General features: G+C 69.5%; 15 protein-coding genes. 9 read left to right on the top strand and 6 right to left on the bottom strand.

Features of this window, described 5'->3' with window-relative positions; all coding sequences use genetic code 11:
• The first annotated feature begins 72 nt into the window (after positions 1-72).
• The 3 genes from KSK32_RS10820 to KSK32_RS10810 all read left to right on the top strand — a co-directional run bounded on the left by KSK32_RS10820 (position 73) and on the right by KSK32_RS10810 (position 2,606).
• On the top strand, positions 73-348 hold the full coding sequence (locus KSK32_RS10820; RefSeq protein ID WP_216930889.1) for a helix-turn-helix domain-containing protein: 276 nt from the start codon (positions 73-75) through the stop codon (positions 346-348).
• A 98-nt stretch (positions 349-446) separates the two neighbouring features.
• Positions 447-1,913: a tyrosine-type recombinase/integrase gene (locus tag KSK32_RS10815; RefSeq protein WP_216930888.1), complete on the top strand. Its 1,467-nt coding sequence runs from the start codon at positions 447-449 to the stop codon at positions 1,911-1,913.
• Positions 1,914-2,222: 309 nt separating this feature from the next.
• Positions 2,223-2,606 carry a hypothetical protein gene (locus KSK32_RS10810; protein WP_216930886.1) on the top strand — a complete coding sequence of 128 codons (384 nt, stop codon included), beginning with the start codon at positions 2,223-2,225 and terminating at the stop codon, positions 2,604-2,606.
• Here KSK32_RS10810 and KSK32_RS10805 read toward each other — a convergent pair.
• Entirely contained in the window at positions 2,603-3,487 is an 885-nt protein-coding gene (locus KSK32_RS10805; protein WP_254187010.1) for a DUF5753 domain-containing protein, read from the bottom strand. The genes KSK32_RS10810 and KSK32_RS10805 overlap by 4 nt on opposite strands.
• Before the next feature lie 147 nt (positions 3,488-3,634).
• Between KSK32_RS10805 and KSK32_RS34945 the strand changes: the two genes are divergently transcribed.
• The 6 genes from KSK32_RS34945 to KSK32_RS10775 all read left to right on the top strand — a co-directional run bounded on the left by KSK32_RS34945 (position 3,635) and on the right by KSK32_RS10775 (position 9,443).
• Positions 3,635-4,042: a DUF397 domain-containing protein gene (locus tag KSK32_RS34945; protein WP_216930884.1), complete on the top strand. Its 408-nt coding sequence runs from the start codon at positions 3,635-3,637 to the stop codon at positions 4,040-4,042.
• Between the two features lie 519 nt (positions 4,043-4,561).
• A complete protein-coding gene (locus KSK32_RS10795) occupies positions 4,562-5,521 on the top strand; it encodes a DUF5954 family protein (protein WP_254187009.1) in 960 nt (319 codons plus the stop codon).
• A gap of 233 nt (positions 5,522-5,754) precedes the next feature.
• On the top strand, positions 5,755-6,426 hold the full coding sequence (locus KSK32_RS10790; RefSeq protein WP_216930880.1) for an HNH endonuclease family protein: 672 nt from the start codon (positions 5,755-5,757) through the stop codon (positions 6,424-6,426).
• Positions 6,427-7,574: 1,148 nt separating this feature from the next.
• Positions 7,575-7,895: a hypothetical protein gene (locus tag KSK32_RS10785; protein WP_216930879.1), complete on the top strand. Its 321-nt coding sequence runs from the start codon at positions 7,575-7,577 to the stop codon at positions 7,893-7,895.
• Between the two features lie 135 nt (positions 7,896-8,030).
• A complete protein-coding gene (locus KSK32_RS10780; RefSeq protein ID WP_216930877.1) occupies positions 8,031-8,411 on the top strand; it encodes a hypothetical protein in 381 nt (126 codons plus the stop codon).
• 273 nt (positions 8,412-8,684) lie between these two features.
• Positions 8,685-9,443, top strand: a complete 759-nt coding sequence (locus tag KSK32_RS10775) for a hypothetical protein (RefSeq protein WP_216930868.1) — start codon at positions 8,685-8,687, stop codon at positions 9,441-9,443.
• Between the two features lie 129 nt (positions 9,444-9,572).
• On the opposite strand, the gene KSK32_RS10770 is transcribed toward KSK32_RS10775, so the two are convergent.
• From KSK32_RS10770 to KSK32_RS10750, 5 genes are all read right to left on the bottom strand, one after another.
• On the bottom strand, positions 9,573-10,964 hold the full coding sequence (locus KSK32_RS10770; RefSeq protein ID WP_216935987.1) for a UDP-glucose/GDP-mannose dehydrogenase family protein: 1,392 nt from the start codon (positions 10,962-10,964) through the stop codon (positions 9,573-9,575).
• A gap of 205 nt (positions 10,965-11,169) precedes the next feature.
• A complete protein-coding gene (locus tag KSK32_RS10765; protein ID WP_216930866.1) occupies positions 11,170-11,784 on the bottom strand; it encodes a GTP cyclohydrolase II in 615 nt (204 codons plus the stop codon).
• Positions 11,781-12,656 (bottom strand): class I SAM-dependent methyltransferase, encoded by an 876-nt coding sequence (locus KSK32_RS10760; RefSeq protein ID WP_216930864.1) that lies wholly within the window; start codon positions 12,654-12,656, stop codon positions 11,781-11,783. The genes KSK32_RS10765 and KSK32_RS10760 overlap by 4 nt, the downstream gene beginning before the upstream one ends.
• A complete protein-coding gene (locus tag KSK32_RS10755; RefSeq protein ID WP_216930857.1) occupies positions 12,653-13,942 on the bottom strand; it encodes a hypothetical protein in 1,290 nt (429 codons plus the stop codon). The genes KSK32_RS10760 and KSK32_RS10755 overlap by 4 nt, the downstream gene beginning before the upstream one ends.
• Positions 13,939-15,387, bottom strand: a complete 1,449-nt coding sequence (locus tag KSK32_RS10750) for an NAD(P)-binding protein (protein WP_216930854.1) — start codon at positions 15,385-15,387, stop codon at positions 13,939-13,941. Before KSK32_RS10750 ends, KSK32_RS10755 begins: the two co-directional genes overlap by 4 nt.
• Between the last annotated feature and the right edge of the window lie 45 nt (positions 15,388-15,432).

The following is a 15,432-nucleotide window of genomic DNA, read 5'->3' as shown; positions in this document are numbered from 1 at the left end:
ACCAGCGAGACATCCGTCCGAAGGGCCCGCCACCGTGGCGGGCCCTTCCTGTCTGCCAAAGGACGAGACCTCATGGACAGCACGGCCCGCACTTCCGCAGAAGACGCCCCGGTGCCCGCTTCGGTGTGGACCGTCGAGCGCATCCGTGCGCTCGGGGCGGTCACCGATGTCGCCACCGTCGGCGAGATCTTCGGCTTGTCTCGCAGCAGCGCCTACGAACTGGCACGCGGGAACCGGCTACCGGTGCCGGTGCTGCGGGTCGGATCCCGCTACCGGGTCTCCGTCGCCGCGATCCTCACCGCCCTCGGCGTTCCCACCGAGCACCCTGCCCCGCCGCTCACGACTTGATCACGCCGCCGGAACGAGCGGTGATCACTACCCGACGGACACCCGACAATCCGATGCTCGCCGCACCGGTGGGCATCGGCGAGGAGAGAGAACTCGTCATGGCAGACGGATCCATCACCAAGCGCTGCGGCTGCCGCAAAGACGGCAAGCGCCTCGGCGCCCAATGCCCCAAGCTGCGCCGCGGCAACGGCTGGAACCCCCACCACGGCACGTGGCGCTACCAACTCGAACTCCCGACCAACGCTGCCGGTGCGCGGCGGCAGCTACGGCGCACCGGCTTCGACACCCGCGACGAAGCCGCGCAGGAACGCGACCACGCCCGCACGCTACTCGACCTCGCCGGCCGCGACGAGATGCTGCGCCGACAGATCGCCGACCTGCTGCAGGCCTGCAAGCCGAACCAGCCGCTTCCCGACACCGACCACGTCGCCAGCCGCATCCGCGCCGACGTGCCCGCCGACAACCGGCTCACCCTCGGCGAGTACCTCACCGAGTGGATCAAGGGTCGGACCAAGCTCGCCCCCGCGACCCGGCGCAGCTACCAGGACCACATCGACAAGTACTGGACGCCGCACCTGGGGCAGGTGGCGTTGCAGGAACTCGGTGTCGCGCACATCGAGTCGGTGTTCGCCACGATCGACGCCCGCAACGCCGAGATCCTCGCCGCCAAAGCAAGCCCGGCCAGGGAGATCCGCGAAGCGGTCAAAGGGATCCGCACGGTCGGCGAAGCCAGTCAGCAGCGGATCCTCGCCACGCTACGCAAGGCGCTCAACGACGCGCGCCGGCTCTACCGCCACAAACTGGTCGAGCACAACCCGGCCGAGTCGGTCGAGCTGAAGTCCGGCAGGCCGCCGAAGCCTCGGCTGTGGACCGATGTGGCGGTCAACCGGTGGCGCCGTACCGGCCAGCGGCCCAGCCCCGTGATGGTCTGGACACCGGCGCAGGTGGGCGAGTTCCTCGACTTCGCCGAAGCCCAGGATCCCGAGTTGTACGCCCTGTTCGACCTGGCCGTGCACCGTGGGCCACGCCGGGGCGAGTTGTGCGGCCTGCACGACTACGACGTCGACTTGGAAGCCGCCGCCATCACCATCACCACCCAGCGCACCAGCGTCGGCTACAAGATCGTCGAAAAGGCGGTGAAGTCGGCGGCCGGGGACCGAGTCGTCGACCTCAGCGACGCAAGCGTCACGGACCTGCGTCGGTACCTGTCCCGCCGGACCGCATGGAAGGTCGTCGCCGGTGACGCCTGGGTCGACAGCGACCTCTTCTTCGTCAGGCAGCGCGACGGCAAGCCGTGGCACCCGGAGACGGTCACCGGCCGGTTCGACCGCATCGTCAAACGCAACGGGCTGCCGCCGGTACGGTTCCACGACCTCCGGCACGTCGCCGCGACCCTGATGCTCGCAACCGGGGCAACCATCAAGGAAATTCAGGACACCCTCGGCCACTCCTCCTACAACCTGACCGCCGACACCTACACCTCCGTGCTGGCGGACCTGAAGAAAACCACGGCGGAGGCGACGACCAAGCTGATCCCGCGCCGCAACCGCCCGAAGGCGGCGTAACGCCTCGTCGGACCGCAACGAGCGCCCGGCCGCACCCCGACCTATGACGAGGTGTCGGCGAGCCAGCCCATCAACTGCGGCGGCGTAGCCGGTGACCGGCTTCCAGCACACGGTGGCCCGCTCGGTGCAGCGCCACCAAGATCGCGGTGAGCGACGACGGGACAACGAACCGCGTGTCGCGTCCCGCTGTGACCAGTCGGCAGGTAAATTCTGCACAGGGCCAAAAGACTAGGGCCGACTAGAAAATTCAGATGGCATGTGCGGCGCGCACTTGCCTAAACCCCCCGAAGGAAGAGGAGGAGCGCACTCATGGTGCGTTCGCAAAAGATGGCGCAGGACCGTCGGCCGACGGCGGAACCGGCGTCCGCGGCCCAGGTCGTCACCGTGGTGGCGGTGGACGACGTCGGCCCGGTCGGGCGGCGCGCCCACTCGGCCCGGTCCTGCGGCAGCTGCGGGTCGCTGGGGATCGGCGTGGCCGTGGCGGTGCCTGTCGGCACTCAAGTCGACCTGAAGACCGCTGTCCTGGTGGGGTTGCTGGCCATCATGGTCGCGTGGCTGGCGACGCGCCGTCCGGCCTTCGTCGCGGAGGTTCGCGTGGCCAACGGAGCCGCGGGGCGGCCGCGCCAGGGCGACCGCTGTGCCCACGGTGCCCATGCGGGCGCGCTCGGCCCGCGGCACCTGCGGGAGGGTTAGGCAGGTGGCTGCTCCCGCAGAGACGTGGCGATGTCTTGGAGTCTGCGGCGAGAGTCGTCGTCCCTCGCCGCTTGGCGGTACAGGTCCTCGAAGGAGGCCTTATAACCGGCGACCACCGCGGGATCCTCGACGAGTGCGACGTCGTCCGGCAGGCTGTCGAGGTAGACCACGTCTGGATCGACCTCCGACTCGAACTCATGCAGAGAGAACGGGCCGACGAGGACGGAGTCGGCGGCCGTGTCGCCCGGGAGTACCACGAGGTCGAGATCAGGCAGCCGGGACAGGATCTGTTCGATCTGTTCGATCATGAGGTCCGTGTTCTCCACGGACTTCAGGGCGCGCTCGTCCAGCACGATCCGTACGTCACACCGCCTCGCCCGCGAAAAGACCCGGCCCTGCCGAGCCAGGCGCAACTGCACGCGGGCATCCGCCGCCGCATTGTCGACGCGAAACTGTGGCCCCGTGGTCACCACCAGCCGGGCGTAGCTCTCCGTCTGAAGCAGCCCCGGTATGAGGAAAGGATGGTACTGGCTGATGCGCCGCGAGTCGTCCTCATAACCGAGGAAGTCCATATAGGACGGCGAAACAAACTCCCGGTACTCCGCCGCCCAGTGACGCCGGCGCGCCAACCTGGCCAAGTCAAGCAGACTGCGGACCCGATCGGCGTCACGCACCTGATAGAAGTCCAGCAGAGCACGCAGGTCGTTGACCGAGATGCTGACCGAGCCGTTCTCGATCCGCGTCATCTTCGACAGCGACCAGTCCATCTCCTGGCGCACGTCCTCCAGTGAGAGTCCCCGCTCGAGTCGCAACTGGCGCAACAGCAGGCGCAGCCGCCTGCGATTCGTGGTCGGCCCCTGCCCGCCCGTCGTCACGTCCATGCCCTCCAGTCAGCAACTGCAGTAGGCAAAATGAATGAGGAAACCTGCCTAAAGCAATTATCTTTGGGCTGTCGGCTCGCCGCTGAGGGAAATAAGCTATCAGACCAAACCTTCGGACGCTGAATCGGGTGAAAGAGCCAGACATTCATGGCCGAAGCGGCCATGACCCTGCTACCGTTGTTACATAGCGCTACGCGCGCAGAGACGTTCCGTAAAGGCTGCCCCACGCCCGGCGTCGACCCCGGTGCGCGCTCCCCAACAGCGTTTACGGAAGAAATCACCGGCGTCGCGCTGTCATTCATCAATCGCCCCAATGCAAACGTCGAATCCAGGGAAGGTCAGGAAATGGAAGAGGCCCGAAACGCGCATCCTGTCTGGACCCGCCGAAGCTCTCGATGCCAGAACGACCACTGCGTCGACGTGTCTCGTTACCCCACGAAGGTCGAGGTGTGCAACTCTGCAGCTCGCGATACGACCCTGTCATTCACAGACAACTCCTGGCGAACATTTCTCCAAGCGCTCAGAAATACCACGCTCCAGCTTCCCAACACGTAACTGCCCACCCCCTCCACTCGTCACGACCGCACCCCGTCAATGCCCAGCGATAGGCCTCGGGCCTCCGTGCTGCTGTCGGCTTGCCGACACTCGCAGCGAAGGAGGCCCGGGTCGTGGCGCACAGGGCATCCGCCCCTGCTCCCGCATCCAGTTCCCACGTCACCCGCGCATGGATTGCTCGGGCCCACCGATGCTGTCTCGTCCTGTTCATGAGACTCTACGAAAACCTGGGCCGAGGGGATAGGCGACACGGCGGCGCCTTGCAGACCACTATCGACGCCGCGTCTCGCCATGAAGTACCTTCGCGCCTAACCGAGCAGCGCAGCCAACGGCATAAGCATGCCGCACACGCGCATTAACGAGAATTAACCGCCAGCCTTGAGTGGACACCCCACCTGAAACGGAAGTTGTGAATAGACCGGCGGAATGCCGTGCGCAGGTTCACCGTTTCCCGTGGCGCAACAGCGGGCGGGCGTGTCGTTCTGGGAGAGATCGCTGTGGCGTCACAGGATGCTTGCCATGGGTGATGAGGAGCAGCGCGCGGTGGTGGTGCTGCGCGTGCAGCGGCGTGACGACCCGGTCGGGGCGGTCACCGAGGACGACGCGGCGCGGCGTGGCGCGGCCTACCCGAACATTCGCATCGGTGCCCCGCTGTTCGGGCACGCGGTGCAGGCCGACGCAGGACGGTGGCGGGTGCACGCGGTGGTGTCGGACACGCCCCAGGGCGCCCGGGACAACCTGGCGCACCGTTTCAGGGAACAGCGAGACGAGACGAACGACCCCGCCGTTGTCGTGGAGCTGGCCGCCGTGCTCGACGTCTTGGACCGGGAGAAGGTCGATGAGGTGGTGGTCGACGGCCGCGTGCACCGGATCGTGCGGGTGGACACGTTCGCGCGGTTCGGGTCCGACGGACCCGAACCGCCCCGGCCCACCGACCGCGACCCCCGCGACGCCGCAGACCACGACAGCTTCCTCGACGAGAACATCGTCATCGACCCGGACGCCGCGACCGGCATGGGTGAGGCGATGCTGCGGGCCGAGCTGATCACCGCGCACTACCCCCGCGCCCAGGTGCCCGCCGACGTGTACGCCGACAGCGTCGCCGCTGTCACCTCCCACCCGGTCGGCGTCGTCCTGCCGACCCGCTACGCCGCCGCCGAATGCGTCGACGGGTCGTGGCGGCCCTACAGCCGCGCCGTGGCCACACCCCAGCTGGCCCGCGACGAGATCGCCTTCGGTCTTCGCCACATCGAACCGCGCCTGCGACGACTCACCGACGAGCAGGCCACCGCCTACCAGCAGGCCGCCGACAACCTCGACGCCGACCCCGTCGATGAACTCACCGTGCTCGGACACCGCCTGCGGGTCACCCGCATCGAGACCCTGCTACGCCTGTCCACCGACGGTCCCGAAGGACCCCGCCCATCAGACCCCGACCCGGACCAACCACCCGCCGCCGACCGACACCAGCAGGACTAGCGAGGCACCCTCGGACGTCTGTCCGACCAGCTGATGCCTCCCGGCGGTCGCGGCCGGCGCGGCGCCCGCGACCACCACCCGGTAACGCGGTCCTCCGCCTCGGCGCGGTGACGACGGTTTGGCAGCGCGGGGAGGGCATCTGCCCGTGGCCCGAGGGTCACGGCCCTGTCGCCGAACCGCAACTATCATCGATGATGGTCTTTCTTCGTCCGCTTGTCGTCGAGGAGGACTTGATGCCAGAGAAGTCCAGTAGCGCGCCCACGGTGTGGCGCCGAGTCGTCGCGGTGGCAGCCGCCGCCGTCCTGTCCGCCGGCGTCGCGGCCGTGGTCGGGGCTGGCCCGGCTGCGGCGACCCCGCCGGGAATCCCGTCCAAAGCCACCGCCCAGTCCCGGCTCAACGCGCTTACCGTCGCCGCCGAAGGTTCGACCAGCGGCTACTCCCGGAGCCTGTTCCCGCACTGGGTCACCATCAGCGGCAGTTGCGACACCCGCGAGCAGGTTCTCAAACGCGACGGCACGTCCGTGGTGGTGAACTCGTCCTGCCAGGCCACCTCCGGCCGCTGGTACTCCCCGTATGACGGCGCGACCTGGACCGCCGCGTCCGACGTCGACATCGACCACGTTGTGCCGCTGGCCGAAGCGTGGCGTTCCGGCGCCAGCAGCTGGACCACCAGCCGGCGGCAGAGCTTCGCCAACGACCTGTCCCACCCGCAGTTGATCGCGGTCACCGACAACGTCAACCAGTCCAAAGGCGACCAAGACCCCTCCACCTGGCAGCCGCCCCTGTCGTCCTACCGCTGCACCTACAGCAAAATGTGGATCACCGTGAAGCACACCTGGGGACTACGCCTGCAATCATCAGAGAAGACCGCGCTGCAGAGCATGCTGAACACCTGCGCCTCCTGAGCGACATCCACGGTCGTCCCGGCGGCGGCGCGCTGATGCGCGTCTGAGCCGGGACGACCGCTGACTGGATCTACCCGGAGCGACGCACCCTCGCCGCACTCCCACCGATTGCCGCTCCGAAGCCCCGAGAAGTGGGCCACTTCGGTGCCCGGCCGATCATCCCGGACGGGCGTAGGCGCGGGCCGGGGTCTCCGTCACCCGCGTCGCGGCGATCCTGCTTGCCGCGCATCCGTGACCGCGCCGGGACGAACATGCCCGTTCGAGTCGCACGGCCGCGCCGATGGCCCGTTGATGCCGTTCTCCATGCCTGCCATCGTGCGTCATCCGGCGCGACGGCGACACCCCTGGATAGCCGGCTGCCGGGCCCGGCGGACGGCAGCAAACGGAATACGACGAAGACGGGGGTCGCGCTCTCGGACATGGCGGCAGGGGCAGGGGAAGCAGTGTCGGCTGAAGGGCACGCCCCGCACCCGGAAACCCTGCGGTGGCCCAGGACACCAGCCGTACGCACTGGGGTCGTGCACTCGGCAGGCGCCGAGCCGCCGGCGGTGGCGAAGCTTCGCCAGGTGCCGGTGCTGGTCAATGACGATCAGGGGAATCACCCGACCCGACTCCGATGGAACTCAGCCGCGGGCACGGCTGGCGTCGAGCAGCCGACCGGGCTGCGGGACACGTGCGACGTCGTAGTCGGCCGGCCCACGCGAGGCTGCTCCGGCGGCGGGAGGTCCACCCTCCCCGGGCCGCCGCGGCGGCCCGGGGTGTGCACCGCCTTCTGGGCAGAAGCGGCCGACCGGCAAGGCCGAGATCAACGATCGCCGTCGTGGTAGCCGTCGTAACTCTGATCGGGTGGAACCGGTTAGGACTGGGCGACGTCCCATCCCCGACCGCTCCTTTTGCCAGGAGTATCCCGACTGTGGAGAATGAGCATGTTCCGTACTCCCGCCCTGTCTGCCCTGGCCGCGCTGCCGATGCTCGTCGCGTGTGCGGCGCCCGGCGCTTCGGCGTCCCCGCACCCACCACCGAGCTCGCGGCAATCCCTGTGGCCGCAGCAGCAGGCTCTCACAGACGCCGCAGTCGTCGTTGACTCTGCGGCTGGCGCGCGCTGGCCGGATGCGTACGCCGGCGTCAGTCTCGATGTCGCCGGCGGCGTGCTGCTGGTGCACCGCATCCCGGCGGCCGGGCTGGACGCTGCGGTGCGCGACCTGGCAGCGGGGGTGAGGGTCTGGTTCGTCGACGCCCGGCACTCCGCCCGCACACTCGACGGGTGGGCCGGACGGGTCACCGCCGACGTGGGGTACTGGCAGCGCCGCGGCGTGGTCGTGCACAGCGTCGGCACGGACATCGGCCAGTGCGTTCGGGTGGAAGTGGCCAACCCGGGCCGGGACTCCGCGCCGATCATCGGCCACTACCGGCCCATGGCGCTGTGCGTGCGGCAGGGGTCGCCCGCGGAACCGCTCCCGGCGGGCTGACCGGGCCGGGGTTGGTAGGCCGGGCCGGCAGACGTCGATGACGCCGGATCGGAGCAGTCCGACTTCTCCGCCTGATCGTGAAGCGAGCCCCTTCTGCGTCTGGACTATGCGTCACCGGAGCATCACGATGGGGTGATGGGTGAGATGCGTCCCCGGTGGGCGAAGTTGCCGCCGGCTGAACGAGACCGTCGACTGGCGCAGAGCGCTGCTGATCGGGCGCGAGCCGGAGGCGCGGGTGCGTCGCCGGTCCTGCCGGAGTTCGAGCGTCGGCGTCGCCAGTCACAGAGTGACGCCGCCCGGGCCATGCCGCGGCGCTGGGCGGGCCTGCCGCCGGAGGAGCGACGGCGTCGGCAGTCGCAGAGCGACGCGGCCAGAGCCAAGGCTCGCAACGGCGGGCCACAACGTGCCGGCATGCGGAGCGACGGGTTCGACCCGGCCACCGATGAGACTCTGCAAGCGATGTGGAACACGATCGACGATGGGGGCTATGACTTCATGTCGAAAGACGACTGGTGACCGGAGTCGGAAGGCGGGTGTCGATCCTTGAGTCGCCGTCGATGCTGGCTGGACTCGTTGTCGGCGGGAGATGAGTAGTGCCGCACGAATCGGCGGGGATGACCTACCGTCCGAGCTGCTGGTCGGAGGGGGATCGACGTGGCCCGTAACACAAAGCGTCACCGGCGGGAGCCGGTGCGGCATCCTATTCCGGCGGCCCGGCTCAAGGCCGTACCTCGTCGACCCGGGTTCGACCCGGACAATCCCCGGCTGCCGGCCTTTGCGGTCAGCGGGATGGCGGCGGCCCTGGCACGGTGCCCGGTCGAGATGGTGCCGCTGTACGCGGTGGTGGCCGTGGTGCATCAGTCAATGAGCGGCGCCCCGGTCAACTCTTGCGTACCGATCTGCTATCAGCTCGCCATCGCCCTGGAGCATCTCGGCTTTGACAGCGAGGTGATGGCGGCTTACGCCGAAGTGATCCAAGGCGATATCGCCCACGTCAGTCTCGGCGTGCGCGGCCGGGCCGCGGTTCGGGATGATTTCACCACCAACGGCCATGTGGTGCTGTGGGCGGAGTCGTTTGGTCGGCTGCTCGATCCCACCATCGCTCAGCACCCGGCGCTGCTGGCCGCCGCGCACGGCGGCCAGGACAAGCAGGGAGCGCCGCTGTCCGTGCCGGTCCAGGGCGGCCGGAGCACGCTGCTGCGGGGTGCCGTCGGCGCGATCCGACCCCCGTTCCAGATCAACTACCTTGTCCAGCCGCAGTACACGACCGCCTTCGACCCGTGGCTGGCCGAGTTCGGCGACGCCGTGGAGTACGGCGGACTGAGCTTGGCCCACACCACGCTGGGCACTATCGTCGGCGCCGCAGACATCCGGAATCTGCGCGAGCTGCCGCAGCTGTATCCGCGCCTGGGTGCTCTGCTCGCTGGCGCCGAGCACCTGCCGGCCGTACCCGAGCAACCGCCCGCCTCATGGACTCGACTCAGCGACTCCGCCCGGACCGGCCAGTCCGGCCCCGGGTCAACTTCGACAGGCAGCCGTCCTCCTTGAGCCGGTTGAGGCCCTGAAGGTGATGGGCATCGTGCGGGAAGCTCGCGGCAAGGCCGGCCGAGTCGGAGGCTCACGGCTGGATCCGGGTAGAGGGCGGGAAGCTTCACGCCGTCTATCCGGCATCCGGCGTTAGGGGCGTGAGCGTGGGGGGATGGCTGGGGCGGTCATCGTGAGGTATCGGTAGCCGAGTTCGGTGAGTTTGTCGGCGTTGAGGCAGTGGCGTCCGTCGAGGACGAGGGGTGAGCGCATGGTGGGGGCGAATTTGGCCCAGTCGAGGTCGCGGTAGTGGGTCCATTCGGTGGCGACGACGATGGCGTCGGCGTCGTCGAACACGTCTTCGACGTGGTCGGTGAGGTGCTCGGCGAGGGTGGGTTGTTCGCGGCGGAAGCGATCGGCGGCGACGGGGTCGTGCAGGGTGATCCGGGCACCGCGTTCGAGGAGCAGGTTTGCGATGTCGATGGCGGGTGAGTCGCGTAGGTCGTCGGTGTCCGGCTTGAACGCGAGGCCGAGAATGCCGATCTTGCGGCCTTTGATGATGTGGAGTTCGTCGAGGAGCCGGTCGACGACCTTGGTGCGCTGGCGGTGGTTGACGTCGCGGGCGGCGGTGACGATCGGCATGGCGAGGTGGTATTCGCTGGCGGTGGCGATGAGCGCGGCGGTGTCTTTGCCGAAGCAGGATCCGCCCCAGCCGATGCCGGGGTTCAGGAAGCGGGGGCCGATGCGGGCGTCGAGGCCGGTGCCGCGGGCGACTTCGCGGACGTCGGCGCCGACCTTGCCGGCGATCGCGGCGATCTCGTTGATGTAGCTGATCTTGAGGGCGAGGAAGGCGTTGGCCGCGTACTTGATCAGCTCGGCCGAGGCCAGGTCGGTGGAGACCAGCGGCACGGCGCTCATGCCGGCAGGGCGGGGCAGCACGGTGGGCGGGGTGAAGGACTGGTTGAGAATGGGTCGGTAGAGCTGGTTGAGGAGATCCAGGCTCTTCTGGTTGTCGGAGCCGATGACGATGCGGTCCGGGTAGAGGGTGTCGGCGAGCGCGGTGCCCTCGCGGAGGAACTCGGGGTTCGAGGCGACGGCGAATCGACCGTCGGGGCGGTGCCCGTGGTGACGTTCGTACGCTTCGCGCAGGATCGCGTCGACCCAGTTGCCGGAGCCGATCGGGACGGTGCTCTTGTTGACCACGACGGTGAAGTCGCCACGCAGGTGTTGGGCGACGCTCTCGGCAGCGGATCGCAGGTACTGCAGGTCGGGGTTGCCGTTGTCGAGTTGCGGGGTCTGCACGGCGATGAACACGACGTCGGCGTCGGGTACGCCGGCGGCGTAGTCGGTGGTGAACGTGATGTGGGGTGCGGCCTGTTCCAGGAGCGTTTCGAGGTGGGGCTCGTAGATCGGGCAGTGGCCGCCGCGGAGGGTGTCGATCTTCTGGGTGTCGAGGTCGATGCAGGTGGTGTCGTGGCCGAGGAAGGCCAGGCTGACGCTGGTGGTGAGGCCGACGTATCCGGTGCCGACAACACAGACCTTCATTGCGTGTGTCCTCTTCCCGTCAGCGCGAGCGACGTGTGGTGAATGCGAGTTCGAGATGTCAGCGGTGCCGCTGGTCAGCGTCATCGGCGCGCCACCGGTGCGGCGCGTTCGTCGGCCTCGGCGTGGAAGCCTGAGCCCGCCTGTTGCACGCCGGAATGATACATATCAGCGGCAAGCGGCGGGTCGTGTCCGGGTGGGCGAATGGTCAGGAAGTGGCGGTGGTCGCGCTGCTGTCCAGGTGACCGAGCAGGGTGTCCTTCTGGTGGAGGTAGGCGCGGTTCGCGGGGGTGACGAAGCCGGATAGTGGGACGCGGTCGACGGTGATCCTGGCGGCGCGGAGGGCGTCGATCTTGCGGGGGTTGTTGGTGGCGAGGTGCACGGCGGTGACGCCGAGCCAGGTCAGCGCGTCCGCGGCCGGCTGGTAGTCGCGGGCGTCGGCGGGTGCGCCGACGGCGGCGTTCGCGGCGACGGTGTCGTGGCCCTGGTCCATGAGGGTGTAGGCGCGGAGTTTGGCGGCCAGGCCGATGCCGCGGCCTTCGTGGCGCAGCAGGTAGAGAAGGATCCCGTAGTCGCAGGCGCCGATCCTGTGCAGGGAGGTGGCCAGTTGGGGGCCGCAGTCGCACTTGAGGGAGCCGAGGAGGTCGCCGGTGGCGCAGGCGCTGTGTATCCGGACCAGGGGGGTCTGCCCGTCGGCGGGGCGGGGGCGGTGCACGGCGGCGAGGACTTCCTCGGGCCCGGTTTGCGGGCCGAAGACGTGCAGTTGGAGGTGCCCGTGTGGGGTGGGCAGGTCGCAGCCGGCGAGCCGGATGGTGGTGGTCATCGTGTCTCCTGCGGGGTGGTGCTGTCGGGTGTGGGTTTGTGGGCGATGAGCAGGATGTGTTCGGACATGCCGAGCAGGCTCGGTTCTGCCTCGACGCGGCGGATCGCGCGTAGCAGCAGGTCGCGGCGGGGTGGGTCGCGCAGGCGTTCGGCGAGGTCGGGTAGCAGTTTCGCGGCGCCTTCGACCGTGAGCAGGGCGTGGGGGCGCAGGTCGGCGGTGGTGGCTTCGGCGGCGAGTCCGTCGGGGGTGTGGAAGTAGCCGGTGGTGAACAGCCTTCGGTCGCCGGTGGGGTTGCGGTGTTGTCCGTCGTGCAGATGCCGGGCCAGCATGGTCTCCACTGCCGGGTCGTCGTAGAGGTTCTTGGCGAGGTACTCCCAGGTGGTGTAGAAGCGGGATGTCGCTGCGGCGGCGAGCACACCGCCTGGGACGAGGACGCGGTGCGCCTCTGTCCAGGCGTGGGCGCGGTCGGCGGCGTCGGTGAGGTGGTACAGCGGGCCGAGCAGCAGCACGGCGTCGCAGCTGCCGGAGCGCAGCGGCAGCTGGCGGGCGTCGGCGCGCAGGATCGACGTCAGCGGCGCCTCGGCGTGGGCGGACGCGGTGGCGGCTTGCTGCAGATGCAGGGGGACGGGGTCCACCAGGTGGACCCGGTAGCCGTCGGCGGCCAGCGCGAGCGCGTACGCGCCGGGCCCGCCGCCGACGTCGGCGACCGTTCCGGTGCGGGGCAGGTGGCGGGTCAGGATGTCGCGCGTGCGCAGGTACTCGACGCGGCGGCGGGGGTCGGCGAGGCGGGCCTGTTCGGCGCCGTGGGAGTAGAAGGCGAGGATCTCTGGGTTGATGCTCGTCTGCCCGGCGTCGGGGGTAGGGCGGGTCACGGTGCCGCCTGCGACGGGTCCAGGAGCGTGAGGAAGCGGTCCTGGAACTGTCGGCGCAGGCGGGTCTGCTGCGCCGACATGGCCGGGCCGTGGAACCGGTCGAGGATCGAGGCGACGCCGCCTGCGATGGCGGGGCTGCTGCCGATGGCGCTGAGCAGCTTGAACTGCATCACGAGATACACCGGCTGGCGGCCGGGCGACCTGTCCGGTTGGGGCGGGGACCAGAATCCGAGGTGGTAGTCCAGGCCGGCCAGGGTCAGGCACCGGTTCGCCAGGTCCATGTCGGCGCGCATCAGGGTCATCTCACCGGGGGTGACGTCGCGCAGCAGCGACCGCAGCACGAGCAGGCCCCGCCGGCTGGATTCGCAGAGCCAGGCGAGGTCGTCGAGGTTCGCCGCGACCTGACCGGGCGGCAGCAGCCCAGGGCGGCTCCACGGCAGGGCTTCACCGGCAGCCGGGCTGCCGGTGAAGCACTGCCGGAGCTGCGCGTACGCGCCTGCGGCCACGTCGTGCAGGTGGACGAGGAGCCGGGCGCAGGCGGCCTGGTGCAGGAAGTCCCAGCCCGGTACCGCGACCTTGAGTCCAACCGGGCCGCCGTCGCGGGGCAGATCAGCCTCGCCCGCGAGCCGGCACCCGGCGGGCAGCGGTGTCGTCTGGAGCGCGTCACGCATGATCTGCGCGGCGAGGTACGCGATGGGGTCGACCAGCGCGCGCCGCCGGTGCAGATCGGTGACCTCGCCCAGGGCCACGATGGGCGAGTCGCGGTAGGCGGTGGCGGGCCAGCAGTTGAGGTGCCAGTGCATCCGCTTGTCCCACCACTGCCCGTTGTCCCGGTCGACCGTGGCCGGGTCGTAGTTCGTGCCGATCATCAGCTGCGCCCCGTCGAGGGCAAACCGGCGCCGCGTCGCGCGGGCGTGGACGTAGCGGACGAACTGCCCGCAGAACGTGAGTAGCGTCCGCAGCAAGGGCTCGGGCACATCGGCGACCGATGAGGCGATGGTGGTGTCGTCGCCGATCGTGGCGAGCAGCATCAGGTCGTAGACGCTGTGCGGGAACGCCTTGTCGATGACCGCGATCCGGCCCCCGCCGTCCCCGGATGGGTATTCGCGCAGGACGCGCGGGCCGTAGTGGTCGCGGTAGTGCGCGCTGAGGTTACGCACGTCCGGTGGCGGCGCGGGCAGGCGCGGCATCGGGAGGCGAGGGATGACCGGCAACCGCATCGCCGCCGCCGGATACAGCGGGGCGAACCGATCGGTGATCGGGCGGTGGGCGGGGGCGGCGGTCATGCCCGGCCGCCGGCCGCGATGGCCTCGCCGGCGGCGACGCCCATCATGGCGGCCTGCACGATGCCCTGAGCGATGCCGGCGGCATCACCGACCACGTAGACCGGCAGGCCCGGCACCCTGCAATCCGCGTCGACCGGAACCCGGTCCCACAGGAACTCGACCTCCGGCCCGATCACCAGGACGTCATCGGTCAGATCCTCCACCGACAGGCCCGTGCCGGCGTGCTCCAGGATCGAGCCCATGACCCGGCGGAAACTCCCGACGAGGCTGGCGTGCTCGGCGGCGGTGAACAAGCTGTCCAACCGGCCGGTGCTCAGATCCTTCACGGACGGCTCGAACGTCACCGCCGCCGCCAGCTCCGGCCAGCTGCGCGGCTCGTCCGTCCTGGCCATGAACGCGCGCAGGCTCTGCGCGACCGGCCGGCCGGCGCTGAGCCGCCAGTAGCCGGACAGGATCTCGGCCCGGACGTCGGCGCTGGCACCGGGGCGGGCGAGCTGGCACAACAGGCCGAAGTTCGCCGCCAGCGGACGCATCCCGGGGCTGCGTTCGGTGGTCTCGTGCCCGTCGAGCGTGATCACCTCGCGCCCGAACGACCGCTGGTAGTTGGTGAACTTGATCCGCCCACCGTTCGGGCCGCCGCAGAAACAGAACGTCTTCGTCTTGTGCTCCACCCGCTCCAGCTGGGTGATCTTCAGATCGGGGTGCTCGACACCGATCGCGGCCAACACCTCGGCCCTCGTCTCCAGACGCACACCCAGCGACAGGTCCGGCGCGATCGTGGACACCCCGAACGCCGCCAGCAGGTTGTGCGTGCTGGTCACCCCGTGCCGGCCCGTGGCCAGCACCAGCTGCGCGGCCTCGACCGCCACGGGACCACCCGGCGTCGCGACCGTCACCGTCAGCCGGCCGTCGGTGACGGCGGCGCCGACCAGCTCCGACTTCTCCCACACCGTCAAGGCGTCGTCGCGGAACCCGTGCAGCGCCGTGAGCATGGTCCGGACCTGCGTCTCGCCCAGGACCGCGACCGGGTACTCCCGGATCGCCAGCCCGTTACCGGCGAACGCCTCGAGCACCGGCGCACCCAACCTCGTTCCCTGCAACACCGGGCGCTGCGGCAGCGGCGCGGTCAAGAACCGGAACGCGCGCTCGCACAACTGCCCGGCGCGGGCCTCACCGAAATGATCGACAAGACGCCGGCCCGAGGGCAGCAGACTCAACTTCACCCCGTCGCCGTAGTGCACACAGCCACCGAAACCGCTGATCACGTTGCAGATCCCGGCGCACCCCGTGCACCGCAACCCCCGATCCACCGGACACGGCCGATTCCGCAACCCTCGCCCGGCCTCCAGCAGCAACACCCGCCGCCCCGGCGACCGGCGCACCACCGTCTGGGCGCAGGCCAACCCACCCGGGCCGGCACCGACGACAACCACATCGACGAACATCGCAGATCCCTTCTGGCCGGCGGCCGACCTACTGGCGTCGCGGCC

It is taken from the genome of Micromonospora sp. WMMB482 (genome assembly GCF_019038635.1).
In the GTDB taxonomy this organism is placed as follows: Bacteria; Actinomycetota; Actinomycetes; order Mycobacteriales; family Micromonosporaceae; genus Micromonospora; species Micromonospora marina.
The sequence above is the reverse complement of the archived record's forward strand: the minus strand, read 5'-3'. Positions and strand labels throughout refer to the sequence as shown.

What these genes read in the sequence shown, in the direction of transcription:
- KSK32_RS10805 (WP_254187010.1), bottom strand. Translation starts at nt 3,487, where the DNA reads ATGGACGTGACGACGGGCGGGCAGGGGCCGACCACGAATCGCAGGCGG.
- KSK32_RS10815 (WP_216930888.1), top strand. Translation starts at nt 447, where the DNA reads ATGGCAGACGGATCCATCACCAAGCGCTGCGGCTGCCGCAAAGACGGC.
- KSK32_RS10820 (WP_216930889.1), top strand. Translation starts at nt 73, where the DNA reads ATGGACAGCACGGCCCGCACTTCCGCAGAAGACGCCCCGGTGCCCGCT.
- KSK32_RS10765 (WP_216930866.1), bottom strand. Translation starts at nt 11,784, where the DNA reads ATGACCACCACCATCCGGCTCGCCGGCTGCGACCTGCCCACCCCACAC.
- KSK32_RS10750 (WP_216930854.1), bottom strand. Translation starts at nt 15,387, where the DNA reads ATGTTCGTCGATGTGGTTGTCGTCGGTGCCGGCCCGGGTGGGTTGGCC.
- KSK32_RS10775 (WP_216930868.1), top strand. Translation starts at nt 8,685, where the DNA reads ATGGCGGCGGCCCTGGCACGGTGCCCGGTCGAGATGGTGCCGCTGTAC.
- KSK32_RS10770 (WP_216935987.1), bottom strand. Translation starts at nt 10,964, where the DNA reads ATGAAGGTCTGTGTTGTCGGCACCGGATACGTCGGCCTCACCACCAGC.
- KSK32_RS10810 (WP_216930886.1), top strand. Translation starts at nt 2,223, where the DNA reads ATGGTGCGTTCGCAAAAGATGGCGCAGGACCGTCGGCCGACGGCGGAA.
- KSK32_RS10790 (WP_216930880.1), top strand. Translation starts at nt 5,755, where the DNA reads ATGCCAGAGAAGTCCAGTAGCGCGCCCACGGTGTGGCGCCGAGTCGTC.
- KSK32_RS10780 (WP_216930877.1), top strand. Translation starts at nt 8,031, where the DNA reads ATGGGTGAGATGCGTCCCCGGTGGGCGAAGTTGCCGCCGGCTGAACGA.
- KSK32_RS10755 (WP_216930857.1), bottom strand. Translation starts at nt 13,942, where the DNA reads ATGACCGCCGCCCCCGCCCACCGCCCGATCACCGATCGGTTCGCCCCG.
- KSK32_RS34945 (WP_216930884.1), top strand. Translation starts at nt 3,635, where the DNA reads ATGGCCGAAGCGGCCATGACCCTGCTACCGTTGTTACATAGCGCTACG.
- KSK32_RS10795 (WP_254187009.1), top strand. Translation starts at nt 4,562, where the DNA reads ATGGGTGATGAGGAGCAGCGCGCGGTGGTGGTGCTGCGCGTGCAGCGG.